This window comes from Dactylosporangium sp. NPDC049742 (assembly GCF_040674675.1).
Classification (GTDB): domain Bacteria; phylum Actinomycetota; class Actinomycetes; order Mycobacteriales; family Micromonosporaceae; genus Dactylosporangium; species Dactylosporangium maewongense.
In genome coordinates this window covers 70,164-82,240 of record NZ_JBFANF010000032.1, presented here as the reverse complement: position 1 = coordinate 82,240, position 12,077 = coordinate 70,164, and the positions used below count along the sequence as shown (strand labels likewise).

Here is a 12,077-nt window from a genome sequence, read left to right as displayed (position 1 = left end):
GCCCGACCCGGCTGAGGCCCGCCGAGCGGCTCGACCGGCATCGGCGCACACCGGGCCGGAGTGGACGCTTCGCCAGGACGGGATGCTTCAGGCCGAGGGCAGTCCGAACGCGGTGAGAAGGCCGGCTGTGCGCAACGTGCGTTCGAGGGCCGCGGACGGGTGTTGCACGACGAGCCGGGTACCGCCGCGTTCGGCCTTGCGCTTGCCGAAAACCCCATCCGCTCTGGTGAGGGCAGGTGGGGGTCGGAGATGTTGACCCGGTTGCTAGGCGCTGGGCCTGGGTGTAGCTGGTGATCGATGCGGCATGATGGGCTGCTGTACTGCTGCGACTGGCGTACCTGGCTGTGACGAACGCGTTCGCGGTGCTGCGCCTGCTGCCCATGAGCAATCGGGACAAGGATCTGGAAATCCTCGCCCTGCGCCATCAGATCACGGTGCTGGAACGCCAGCTGGGCAAGGGGAAGGTCCGGTTCGACGCGGGTGATCGGGCGTTCCTGGCGGCGCTGCTGCACCGGCTACCGCTGGAGGTGTTGCGCAGCGTGCGGCTGTTGGTGCGCCCCGACAAGGTGCTGCGCTGGCACCGCGACCTTCTCGCCCGCCGCCACCCGGGATCGACCCAGCGCCTGAACGGTCGTCCAGTACCTGGGCCACGTTCCTGCGCTCCCAGGCCGACGCTCTGCTGGCATGCGACTTCCTGGAGACGGTCACCCTTACCGGGGCGCGGATGTACGTGTTCTAGGGTGATGCGCGTCACGTCGTGTCAGGTTTCGGCGTTCCGTGGTGTCTTGGAGGCATGACTGAGCACAACACACGCCACAAGGTCGTCGTCATCGGCGGTGGTTATGCCGGAACGCTCGCGGCCAACCATCTGCGGGTGCGCGCCGGCGTCGACATCACACTGGTCAATCCCCGGTCGGACTTCGTCGAACGAGTGCGGCTGCACCAGTTCGTGGCCGGCACCAGCGACGCCACGGTCGACTACGGCAAGCTGCTCGGCGAGGGCATCCGGCTGGTTGTCGACAGCGCCACGCACATCGACACCGCCGCCCGCGCAGTGCAGCTGGCGTCGGGCCGCGCGCTGAGCTACGACTATGTCATCTACGCGGTCGGCAGCACCGCAGCGATACCGTCATCGGTGCCTGGCGCGGTCGAATTCGCTTTCCCCATCGCCGAGCTCGAGGCTGCGCAGCGGCTGCGTGCCGGGCTGGAGGAGCTGCCCGTCGATGCTCCGGTCACCGTGGTCGGCGGCGGACTGACCGGCATCGAGACGGCCGCCGAGCTGGCCGAGCAAGGACGTTCGGTCACCCTGGTGTGTGGCGGAATCCTGGTGTCGTCATGGGGTTCGTCCGGTCGCCGATACGCCGCCAAGTGGCTGTCCCGGCACGGTGTCACCTTGCGCGAAGCTGACGTGGTGACCGAGGTTCGCCCGGATGCGGTCGTCTTTGCCGACGGTACGGTGCGTTCGAGCGCACTGACCATCTGGGCGACCGGTTTCGGCGTGCCGGAGCTGGCGGCCGCGAGCGGGCTGCGCACCGACACGCTCGGCCGGCTACTCACCGACGAGACGTTGACCAGTGTCGACGACGACCGGGTGGTCGCCGCCGGCGACGCCGCGGCACCGTCGGGCCAGCCGCTGCGGATGAGCTGCCAGGCCGCCGGGCCGCTGGGGGCCCAGGCAGCCAATACCGTGCTGAGCCGCATCGCGGGTTCCGAGCCGGCGGCGATCAACCAGGCCCTCACTGGGTCGTGCGTCAGCCTCGGCCGGCACGCCGCCATGCGACAGCTCGCCCGCAAGGACGACACCGTGGTGAACGTCTACATCGGTGGCCGCCTGGGCGCCGCGATCAAGGAACTGACCTGTAAGGTCGCGGTGTCGAGGATCCGTCGCGAGGCACGCAGGCCGGGTTCCACGGCCTGGGTCAAGGGCGGTCGGCGGCTGGAGCAGCCGGCCTCCGCTGCGCGGGTGGTCACGTCCCCGTGACCGCCGACGAGCATGCCGAGCGGTTCACCCTGTTGCGGCCGCTGCTGTTCACGATCGTCTACGAAATACTCGGCTCGGCCACCGAATCCGACGACGTGCTGCAGGACAGCTATCTGCGGTGGGCCGAGGTGGACCTCGCGACGGTGCGGGACACCCGGTCGTACCTGGCGCGGCTGGTGACCCGTCAGGCGCTCAACGCGTTGCGGGCGAGCGTGCGCCGTCGCGAGGACTACGTCGGCCCGTGGCTGCCCGAACCGCTGCTGCTCGACGAGAGCGACCTGTCGGCCGATGTGGTGCTCGCCGAGTCGGTGTCGATGGCGATGCTCGTACTGCTCGAAACGCTCTCCCCCGATGAGCGTGCTGTGTTCGTGCTGCGCGAGGTGTTCGGCTTCGGCTACGACGAAATCGCCGCAGCGGTGGGCAAATCCGTGGCGACGGTGCACCAGGTGGCGCACCGCGCCCGCGAGCACGTGCAGGCGCGACGCAGGCGATTCCAGCCCGTCGGCGCCGCGAAGGCCGCGCAGGTCACCGAGCAGTTCATGACCGCGGCGGCCACCGGTGACATGGCAGGACTGCTCTCCCTGCTCGCGCCGAACGTCGTCTGGACCGCCGACAGCGGCGGCAAGGTCACCGCGGCGCGCCGGCCGGTGGTGGGCGCGCAGAAGGTGGCCGCCGTCCTCGTGGACCTGTTCCGCACAAGCCGCCAGATGCCCGGCATGCGGATCCAGATGGCCACCTACAACAACGCGCCCGCGATGGTCGCCCACATCGGCGACCACCCCCAAGGCGTCCTGCTGATCGAGATCATCGACGGGAAGATCACTAACCTCTATGCCGTCCGCAACCCGGACAAACTCGTCTCGATGACGGTCCCGCGTCATCTCAGCCGGTAGGAGCAGGTCCTGGCCCCGGAGGTGACCCTGCGGCCGATCCACAGCCGGGACAGGGTCACCCGCCTGCTCGGTGTCGTCCCCGCTTCGGCAAGGCGCTCAAGGTCGTCTGCCGCAGCGTCATCGGCGACCCATCGGCGCTGCTGTTCACCGATGACACCCCCTTCGCCGTCGTCCTCGACCTCATTTCGGGCGGCAGTCAGATGTACGGGGATCTACGCCGTCATCAATCCGGACAAGCTTTCCCACGTCGACTGAACACCGAGGAATCCCATGTTGCGAAAAGTAATGACCTTGCCCAGTGGCAGGATTGCGAAATGGGCCATCGTGGCCATCTGGATCGCCCTGCTGGTGCCGGCCTTCATGCTGGCCGGCAAGTTGGGCGACGTTGAGAAGAACGACAATTCGGCCTGGCTGCCCGGCAACGCGGAGGCAACCGAGGTCGTCGAGCAGGCCAAGAAGTTCCAGCCCGCGGAGACCCTGCCCGCGATCGTGATCTACGACCGGCCCGCGGGCGTCACCGCTGCCGACATGGCCAAGGCCCAAGCCGACGCCGAAGCCTTCAAGGGCATCGAAAAGGTCGTGGGGCAGCCGCAGGGCCCATTGAAGGCCCAGGACGGCAAGGCCATCCAGACCGTGGTCCAGGTTGACGACGGTAACGAGGGCTGGGACGGGGCCCACAAGGTCGTCGACGCGATGACCAGGATCGGCGAACAGAACGCCAACGGTCTCGGGTTCCACATCACCGGACCGGCCGGTTACGCATCCGACTCCATAACGGCCTTCAGCGGAGGAGGCGCCCTGGGGATGATCACCGCGTTGGTGGTGGTCGTGATCCTGCTGTTCACCTACCGCAGCCCGTTGCTGCCACTGCTGCCGCTGCTGACCGCGGGCGGCGCCCTGGTCATGGCGGAAGCGGTGATCTACCTGCTGGCGAAGAACGCCGGGCTCACCGTCAACACGCAAACCAGTCTCGTTTTGACCGTGCTGGTGTTCGGCGCCGCCACCGACTACGCGCTACTGCTCATATCGCGGTACCGGGAGGAGTTGCGGCGGCACGAGGACCGGCACGAGGCGATGGCGGAGGCCCTGTACCGCTCCAGTCCCGCGATCATCGCCAGCGCCGCGACCGTCGCTGTCGGCCTGCTGGTGCTGCTGCTGGCCACCCTCAACTCCACAAAAGGGCTCGGCCCGGCCTGTGCCATCGGTATCCTCGTCGGGCTGCTTGCCATGGTCACCCTGATGCCGGCCCTGCTGGTCATCTGCGGCCGCTGGATCTTCTGGCCGGTGAAGCCGTCGTACGGCTCGGTCGGGACGGCCAAGGACAGCATCTGGACGCGGATCGGTACCGCCATCTCCGGCCGGCCGCGGATCGTGTGGGTCGGCACAGCGTTCGTCCTCGGCGTCATGGCGATCGGGGTGTTGGGGCTCAAGGCCGATGGGATCCCGAGCAAGGGCCAGTTCACCAACGAGTCGCAGGCGGTCGTTGGCGAGGCGATCCAGTCCAGGCACTTCCCGGCCGGGTCGGGCGACCCCATTTACGTCGTGGCCAAGGCTGCCTCGGCGGAGCAGGTCAAGAGCGTGCTGTCAGACGTCCCGGGGATCGCCGACGTCGCGGCGCCGATGATCAAGGATGGTGAGGTCTTCGTTCTCGGGACGCTCAAGGACGCTCCCGGCAGCAAAGCCGCGATGCGCACCGTCGAGCAGGCCAGAACCGCGGTCCACAAGATCGAGGGCGCGGATGCCCGGCTCGGCGGCAGCACGGCGATCGCACTCGATACACAACAGTCGGCCGCCCGCGACTCCAAGGTGATCATCCCCGTCGTGCTGATCGTGGTTTTCCTCATCCTCGCGCTGCTCCTGCGGGCGATCGTCGCACCGCTGCTGCTCATGGCGACGGTGGTGCTGTCGTTCGGGGCGGCCCTCGGCGTGAGCGCTCTGATGTTCAACCACGTGTTCAACTTCGCCGGCGCGGACGCGAACTTCCCGCTCCTGGTGTTCGTGTTCCTGGTCGCCCTGGGCATCGACTACAACATCTTCCTGGTCACCCGGGTGCGCGAGGAGGCACTGCTGCACGGCACCCGACGCGGCGCGCGGACCGGACTGTCCGCCACCGGCGGTGTGATCACCTCGGCAGGTCTGGTACTGGCCGGCACCTTCGCGGCGCTGGGGTCGCTGCCGTTGGTGTTCGCGGCGCAGCTGGGATTCGCGGTGGCGTTCGGCGTGCTGCTGGACACCATGATCGTCCGCTCGGTGCTGGTCACCGCGCTGACGCTGGACGCGGGTCGATGGATGTGGTGGCCCAGCAAGCTGTTCAAGCACCACGACCCCCAGTCGCCGGCGGGCGAGTCCGACCCCGAACCCGCTCTCGTGGGCGCGGACGGGTGACAACCTTCCGCCACGGGCCTTCTGGCGCCGGCCGGGAGGCACCGGTTCTGGATCTGAAGATGTCCACAACGCCAAGATGATCATGCGACCGTCTCGCGTCCACCCCACCTTGCCAGCAGCGTCTCAAACGGCGGCCCCTGTACTGACTGACCCTGACAGATAGGGGGACGACACGTATCTGCAGCGACCAGGTGACAGGTGACAGATGTCGTCTACTTACAGGGTTCAATTCCCGCATGAGACCTCGCAGCAGCGTGCCGGTCAACCTGTCTGCAATGTCAGGACGATCACAATCGGGCACGTCGTTGCGGCCGAGCTTCCGGCTGACGCTGCGTGGCGCGACGCCGCACGTGTCAACGACGGTCCAAAACGTTGTCGCGACGGACGGCGTGCACGTCGACGGTGTGCCGGTGTCGTGCACCGACGTTCCGGGCGGAGCGCGGTCGCTCCGCCCGGAATCCGTTGTGCCGGTCAGGGCCTGTGCTACTTCGTGCCCGGCCCGGCGGTGCCGGCGTTCTGCTTGTCCTCGGCTGCCTTGTCGCTCGCGTTGCCGCCGCTGGGCTTGGCGCCAGGGCTGGGCTTGGTCTTCGGGTTTTGCTGCACCACTCCTGCGGGCGGTGCCGTGACCGTGACCGCCACGCCGAAGTCGCTGAACTGCGTGACGATGCGTTCGTCGGAGCCGGCGAAGCTGACCTGGAGCCGTCGGATGCGGTCCTGGTCGTCCACGTCCACGGCGCCCGTGATGGTCCGCGCGGCGCCAAGTGGTTTGTCGCCGGTGTCCGCGAGTGAGAAGGTGAACCGTTTCCCGGTCCAGCCGTCGCCGGAGGCGGGGCCGTCCTCGCGGATGTCCGTGGCGGACCGCAGGCGCTGCAAGGTCAGTGCCGGGTCGATCGTGACGAGTTTGATGACGGCGATGCCCAGCGGCGCGTCCGCCACGTCCATGCGGGGCGCGACCTCCCAGGTCGTGCTGTCCTTCGCCCGGACGTACATCAGGTCACCGATGAACCGGGTCTCTCCGCTGTCCCCGATGTTGGTGATGACGCCCACGCGCTGGACAGGGTCGAACGCCCCTTCGAATGCCCGGCCGCCGCTGGTGCTGTGGATGCGGTAGCTCTGCTGACTGGTGGTCTCGACCGCGGCGGCGACCTGGGCCTGGGCCGAGGGCTGGCCGACGGGCAGGGTCAGCACGAGCGCGCTCACCGCCGCTGCCACCGCCGCCGCGGCGCCGAGCGGGATCAGGGCCCGGGGCACCCACCGGTGCTGTCGTTCAGCTTTCGCAGCCGGTACGGCGGTCATGAGGCTCAGGCCTGGCGGGCGGTCCTCGGTCCCTCGGATGAGCAGTGCGCGGACTTCTGTCTCGTTCATGAACGGCTCCTCGTGTCGGTTGCTCACAGCACTCCACTCCTCTCCGTCTCGGTCCGGTTGACCGGTGCGGCTGGCGGGATCAGCCGCCGCATCGCTTGCAGACCGCGATGTGTATGGGTTTTGACCGTCCCTACCGAGCAGCCCATCAGTTCGGCGACCTCCGCCTCGGACAGGTCGACGAAGAACCGGAGCACCAGCGCCGTCCGCTGCCTGCTCGGCAGCTTCACGAGCGCGCTGCGGACGTCCTGTGCCGCCGCGCCTTCGTCGCCCAGGTCACCCGGCCCGGGCAGGTCGGGCAGTTGGGCGCGTGGGATCTCCCTGCGCCTGCGGGCACGCCACCAGGACCGGTGGGTGTTGATCAGGATGCGGCGCAGGTACGCGTCGGGTTCGCTGCTGGTGTCCAGGCGATGCCACACCCGGTGCAGCTTGCCCAGACACGACTGCATCAGGTCTTCGGCGGTGTGCCAGTCCGAATCGGTCATTCCGGCGTCCGCCAGCAGCCCAGCCGCCGCGGCGGCGTGCGCCTAGACCGGGGCGAGGTCCGGCTCGTACTGGTCATGAACGCTTCGGACTCGATCCGCAGACGGCTCCGCAGTGCCCATGGCGTCGCTGGGCGCCGGTCTCATACCGTGTGCCTGACGGACTGCGCCAAGGAGCGAGGCCTCGGGCCGGAGTGGTGGCCACCGGCCGAGGCCAGCTTGGCAGGCGCGGTCGGCCGCCTCCACGCGGTTGGGGGCGCCGAGTTTGGCGTAGATCGTGGAGCGGTGGTTACTGATGGTCTTGGCCGTCGGGCGCATGCGGTCGGCGATCGTGTGGTTGCCGGGTTCTTGAGCGATGCACGTGAGGACCTCGCGTTCGCGGGCAACGGCTGGCGGCGGCGAGCGCCAGCACGCTGATCGCCGCGGTCCCGGGCGCTGGTGCGGGTTGCGGCGCTGTTCGGGCTCGGGCCAGTGCACGAGGTGCAGGTGCTGACGGCGGGGACGATGAACCGCAGCTGGCAGATCACCGGGGCCGGTGGGGTGGCGGCGGTGAGGGAGGTCCTCGATATCGACGCGGCCGCGGCACGGCGGCAGGCCGCCGCAGGGGCCGCCAACGGCACCCGGGTGATCATCTGGCGTTTACCGGAGCATCGTCGATGTGGTCGAACCTGATCGACGGATTCGATTAGCTGTTGCGCGTGTATCAGCCCTTCAGGCTGGAATGTCGCCCAGGCTTGCGTACCACGGGCGGCCGCGCCGGGCCACCCAACCCCGGACCGGTGGCTGCCGACCGGCTGCGTCCCCGGCCGCTCATCGTCGCCGGCTACGACGTGGAGGCGCTGCTCGCCGCCGCCCTCGTCCTGCTCGACCTGCCCGTGGCGGCCAGCCTCACGCTGGTTGCCGTGATCGCCTGCGGTACTCCGATCTTCGCCGGCGCGGCGGCCCGGGTGATCGCGGAGCGGCTGAGCGGCGACGCGTACGTCCTCGGCCGGTCCGTGTCGAACATGTCCTCGTCGGCGGCGCAGCTGCTCGGCCTCGCCGGCGGCGTCGCGGTGGCCGCGACTGGGCCGCGCACGGCGCTGCTCGTCGCCGCCGGCTGCCACGTGGTGGCGGCCGGCGTCGTCCGCTTCGGGCTGCCCGCCACCACCGCGCGGCCGTGGGAGCGCGGTGGCGCGGTCCGCGACAACTGGACCGGCGCGGTCGGGCTGCTGTCCGGCCGGACCATCCGGCGGCTGCTGCTGGCGCAGTGGCTGCCGTCGGCGTTCGTCGCATACGGCGGAAGCCGCGGCTTTCCCGCCAACACCGGCGCCGTCCTGATGGGCGCGCCGGCCGTCGGCATGCTGCTGGGCAACTTCGCCGCCGGCCGGTTCCTGCGGCCGTCGCTGCCGGGAACGGTCCTCGCCGGCTTCCTCGTCGTGCTCGGCACAGTCCCGCCATTCCCGCACCGGGTGCCCGGGACGGCCGTGCGGCTCACCCGCCGGTGGCCAGCCGGGCGGCGGCGACAGCGCTGTGGAACGACACCTCGCTGAGCAGCCCGGGCGCGGCGACCATGTCACCGGCGAGGTACACGCCGTCGCCGCGGTCGATCGCCGGCCGGTCGCGCCACGTCTGCCCCGGCAGGTCCAGCGCGCCGGACCGGCCGTTGGCGACGCCGTGCCGACGCCACGTGGTCCGCTCGCGCCAGCCGGGCAGGGCCAGGTCGACCAGTGCCTCCAGGCGGGCCAGGCCGTCGGCGCGGCCCTCGGCGGTGCGCAGCGGCAGCTGCGCCTGGATCAGCGACTCGCCGGGCGGCGCGAGGGTCGGGTCGGGCAGCGTGTACCGCTCCACCCAGCCGGCCGCGTCGAGGTCGGACACGACGAAGGCGTCCCGGCGGTCGTCGCGCACGGCGAGGTCCAGCAGCACCGTCCGGCCGCTCGCCACGCTCGGTAGCGCCGTGCCGAGCAGGCGGCCCGCCGCGTCGAGGGTGGTGGCCACGATCACCGGCGGCTCGGGCAGGTCGGTGACGCGGGCCCCGGTCTCCACGGCGACGCCGAGGGTACGGGCGTGGGCGGTGAGCCGGGCCACGAGCCCGTTCCAGCCGCCGGTGAGGTACCGGGCCGGCGAGCGGGGCGCGAAGACCCGCAGCAGCCGCGGCCAGACGAACGCCGCCGACAGCCGTCCCGGGTCGGCGTCGAAGGTCGCCACGCCCATGAGGTTCGATGCGGCGACCGCCGCCACCTCCCCGTGCCGGTCGCGGATCCAGGTGTGGAAGTCGGCGTCGACCGGCGCGACCCGGCGCCGCCGGGCGAGGACCGGCAGCAACTCGGCCGGTGGGGTACGGCGCAGCCGGTCCCCGTGACGGAACCGGAATCCGGTCAGGCCGGATAGCGGTACCCCGGACGACGCGCCGATCAGGGCCCGGTCGGCGAGCCAGCGCCACCACGGACCGTCCCGGTAGAGCACGTGCGGGCCGTCGTGGGCGACGTACGGGGGTGCGGTGGCGCGGGCCCGGCCGCCGAGCGTGCGATGCGCCTCCAGCAACTGGACGCGGGCGCCGGCCTCGGCGCAGGTGACGGCGGCGACAAGGCCGGCGAACCCGCCGCCGACCACGGTGATCCTCTGCATGGCCGACTGACGACGTAGACCACAATCGTGTGACATGGACGATGGCGAGCAGCACCGCCGGTACCTGTTCGCGGTCGCCTACCGGCTGCTGGGCAGCGCCGCGGACGCCGAGGACGCGGTGCAGGAGGCGTTGCTGCGCTGGCACACCGCCGCGCCCGCCGGCGTGCAGCACCCGCGGGCGTGGCTCACCACCGTGACGTCGCGGATCTGCCTGGACCTGCTCGGCTCGGCCCGCGCCCGCCGCGAGATGTACCCCGGGACCTGGCTGCCCGAGCCGCTGCTCGGATACGACGACTCGGACCTCGGCGAGGCCACCGTCCTGCGGGAGTCGGTGCGCACCGCCGTCCTGCTGGTCCTGGAGAGCCTCTCGCCCGCCGAACGGGTCGCGTTCGTGCTGCACGACGTGTTCGGCATGGACTTCGACCGGCTCGCGACCGTGGTCGGCCGCACCCCGGCGGCGTGCCGGCAGCTCGCGTCGCGGGCGCGCCGCCGGGTCCGCGCCGAGGCCCCAGCTCGTGCGCCAGTCTCCGCAGAGGAGCACCGGCGGGTCACCGCGGCGTTCCTCAAGGCCACCGCCGACGGCGACCTCGCCGACCTGGTGAGCCTCCTCGATCCGCGGGTCGTGCTGCGCTCCGACGGCGGCGGCGAGGTGCTCGCTGCGCGGGTGCCGGTCCATGGCCCCGAGCGGGTGCTGACGCTGTTGTCCGGGCTCGGCCGCCGGTACGCCGGGGTGCGGGCCCGCCCGGTGCCCCTGGCCGGCGGCGCGGGCCTCACCCTGGAGCTGGGCGCGACGCTGATCGGCGTGATCGGCATCGAGGTTGCCGGCGGCCGGGTCACCGAGCTGAACCTCGTGGTCAACCCGGCCAAGCTGCGCCGATCGACGTAGCCTCAGCTGCCGAGCGTCGCGATCCAGCGGAACCGGTCCTGCGTGTTCGGCCCGGCGTGGAGACCGGGTTCGAGCAGCTCGCGCTGAGCGGCGCTGTTACGTTTGCCGATCGGAGGGCACGGTCCGGAGCAGGGCCTGGCTCAGTCTTCAGATGACGGTGGCGAGCTCGTTCAACGCGGCGGCGCCGGGGAGTCCGCGTGGGGCGTCGAGCCCGAGTTCGTAGTGGCCTCGGCGGAGGTTCTGTATGAACGCGTGTCCGGCGATGATTGTCTGTGCGGTCCGGTCGGTGCGTAGCCCGCGCATCGGTCTGAGCCGGTGCTTGAGCTGGCTGTGGTCGGCCTCGATCCGATTGTTGGCGTGCCGTTCGACGTGGCGCCACGTTGAGGGAACCAGTTCATCGAGGAACGCTGGATACATTGGCGCCGCGTCGGTGACCACCTCTGTGGGTCGCACCGTCAACGTGGTCATCGCCCGCCGGAAGAACCGACGTGCCGCAGCAGCGTCGCGGCGGGCAGAGACGAGCACGTCGATGACCTGGCCGTCCTGGTCGACGGCCCGATACGCGTATCGCCAGACACCGCTGACCTTGACGTAGGTCTCGTCAATGAACCTGTGCCGTGCCAAACTCGTCGCACAGCGTGTGAGCTGCTGTTTCGTGGCGGTGACGCAGCATGGTGGACATGTTCGTTCGGCTGCTGTACCTCAGCGCGGTGCGGGTGTTCGGCTGGCTGCCGCAGGCCACCCGCAGCGAGCCGGCGATGATCGCCGAACTGCTGGTACTGCGTCACGAGGTAGCGATACTGCGGCGCCGACCCGGCCGGCCACGCATCGACGACGACCTTCGTGACCTAATCCTACGCCTGGCCCGGGAGAACCCCCGCTGGGGCCACCGGCGCATCCAGGGCGAACTCGTCGGTCTCGGTCACCGGGTCGGTGCCGGGACCATCCGCCGCATCCTGGCCGGATCGCGCGTCGGCCCTGCCCCGCGCGAAACGGACACCAGTTGGCGCACGTTTCTCCGGGCTCAGGCATCCGGCCTGTTGGCGACCGACTTCTTCCACGTCGACACCGTCATGCTGCGCCGCCTGTACGTCCTGTTCGTCATGGAGATCACCACCCGAAGGGTCCACATCCTGGGCGTCACCGCTCACCCGACCGCGGCGTGGACTACCCAGCAGGCCCGCAACCTGGTGATGGACCTCGGCGAGTGCACCGACCAGATCCTGATCTGCGGCGAACAGCACGCCCGCACCGTGCTCCGCGACTACGAGGACCACTTCGACCGGCACCGGCCACACCAAAGCCTGAACCAGCGCCCACCCGACCACGCCCCGGGCATCATTATCGCGATCGACCAACGGATCCATCGACGACGCCACTCAGCCCTCGGCTACCACAGCCCCGCCGACTACGAACGAACCCTCACATCCGCTACCGTGCAACAGATTGCGGCATAGCTCGGTGTTCACATCCCGAGGGAAGCC

General features: G+C 70.2%; 12 protein-coding genes and 2 pseudogenes. 8 read left to right on the top strand and 6 right to left on the bottom strand.

Annotated features, from left to right (window positions below):
• Positions 1-344: 344 nt before the first annotated feature.
• The 4 genes from AB0J72_RS32975 to AB0J72_RS32960 all read left to right on the top strand — a co-directional run bounded on the left by AB0J72_RS32975 (position 345) and on the right by AB0J72_RS32960 (position 5,259).
• Entirely contained in the window at positions 345-797 is a 453-nt protein-coding gene (locus AB0J72_RS32975; protein WP_363405407.1) for a hypothetical protein, read from the top strand.
• Complete coding sequence (locus AB0J72_RS32970; RefSeq protein WP_363405405.1) at positions 794-1,981, top strand: FAD-dependent oxidoreductase; 1,188 nt, start codon at positions 794-796, stop codon at positions 1,979-1,981. The genes AB0J72_RS32975 and AB0J72_RS32970 overlap by 4 nt, the downstream gene beginning before the upstream one ends.
• Positions 1,978-2,874, top strand: a complete 897-nt coding sequence (locus AB0J72_RS32965; protein WP_363405403.1) for an RNA polymerase sigma-70 factor — start codon at positions 1,978-1,980, stop codon at positions 2,872-2,874. The genes AB0J72_RS32970 and AB0J72_RS32965 overlap by 4 nt, the downstream gene beginning before the upstream one ends.
• A 324-nt stretch (positions 2,875-3,198) precedes the next feature.
• Positions 3,199-5,259, top strand: coding sequence for an MMPL family transporter (locus AB0J72_RS32960; protein WP_363405401.1), 2,061 nt, complete (start codon positions 3,199-3,201; stop codon positions 5,257-5,259).
• Between the two features lie 483 nt (positions 5,260-5,742).
• Here the strand turns inward: AB0J72_RS32960 and AB0J72_RS32955 are convergent, their stop codons facing one another.
• The 3 genes from AB0J72_RS32955 to AB0J72_RS32945 are packed head-to-tail and all read right to left on the bottom strand — an operon-like array spanning position 5,743 to position 7,580.
• Positions 5,743-6,624 (bottom strand): hypothetical protein, encoded by an 882-nt coding sequence (locus tag AB0J72_RS32955; protein ID WP_363405399.1) that lies wholly within the window; start codon positions 6,622-6,624, stop codon positions 5,743-5,745.
• Positions 6,625-6,647: 23 nt separating this feature from the next.
• Positions 6,648-7,121 (bottom strand): SigE family RNA polymerase sigma factor, encoded by a 474-nt coding sequence (locus tag AB0J72_RS32950; protein ID WP_363405488.1) that lies wholly within the window; start codon positions 7,119-7,121, stop codon positions 6,648-6,650.
• A 27-nt stretch (positions 7,122-7,148) separates the two neighbouring features.
• Positions 7,149-7,580 carry a LuxR C-terminal-related transcriptional regulator gene (locus AB0J72_RS32945; protein WP_363405397.1) on the bottom strand — a complete coding sequence of 144 codons (432 nt, stop codon included), beginning with the start codon at positions 7,578-7,580 and terminating at the stop codon, positions 7,149-7,151.
• Here AB0J72_RS32945 and AB0J72_RS32940 point away from each other — a divergent pair.
• Together AB0J72_RS32940 and AB0J72_RS32935 are read left to right on the top strand one after the other, a co-directional pair.
• Positions 7,575-7,775 (top strand): hypothetical protein, encoded by a 201-nt coding sequence (locus AB0J72_RS32940; RefSeq protein WP_363405395.1) that lies wholly within the window; start codon positions 7,575-7,577, stop codon positions 7,773-7,775. The genes AB0J72_RS32945 and AB0J72_RS32940 overlap by 6 nt on opposite strands.
• A gap of 107 nt (positions 7,776-7,882) precedes the next feature.
• Positions 7,883-8,632 carry a hypothetical protein gene (locus AB0J72_RS32935; protein ID WP_363405393.1) on the top strand — a complete coding sequence of 250 codons (750 nt, stop codon included), beginning with the start codon at positions 7,883-7,885 and terminating at the stop codon, positions 8,630-8,632.
• Here AB0J72_RS32935 and AB0J72_RS32930 read toward each other — a convergent pair.
• Entirely contained in the window at positions 8,574-9,545 is a 972-nt protein-coding gene (locus AB0J72_RS32930; RefSeq protein WP_363405486.1) for an FAD-dependent oxidoreductase, read from the bottom strand. The genes AB0J72_RS32935 and AB0J72_RS32930 overlap by 59 nt on opposite strands.
• Positions 9,519-9,692 (bottom strand): annotated as a pseudogene (locus AB0J72_RS32925) (NAD(P)-binding protein); the annotation flags it as partial. The pseudogene AB0J72_RS32925 and the gene AB0J72_RS32930, both read right to left, overlap by 27 nt.
• A gap of 49 nt (positions 9,693-9,741) precedes the next feature.
• On the opposite strand from AB0J72_RS32925, the gene sigJ reads away from it, so the two are divergent.
• A complete protein-coding gene (gene sigJ, locus AB0J72_RS32920) occupies positions 9,742-10,593 on the top strand; it encodes an RNA polymerase sigma factor SigJ (RefSeq protein ID WP_363405391.1) in 852 nt (283 codons plus the stop codon).
• A gap of 147 nt (positions 10,594-10,740) precedes the next feature.
• On the opposite strand, the pseudogene AB0J72_RS32915 reads toward sigJ, so the two are convergent.
• Positions 10,741-11,235 (bottom strand): annotated as a pseudogene (locus tag AB0J72_RS32915) (IS6 family transposase); the annotation flags it as partial.
• Positions 11,236-11,273: 38 nt separating this feature from the next.
• On the opposite strand from AB0J72_RS32915, the gene AB0J72_RS32910 reads away from it, so the two are divergent.
• Entirely contained in the window at positions 11,274-12,050 is a 777-nt protein-coding gene (locus tag AB0J72_RS32910) for a helix-turn-helix domain-containing protein (protein WP_363405389.1), read from the top strand.
• Positions 12,051-12,077 lie beyond the last annotated feature (27 nt).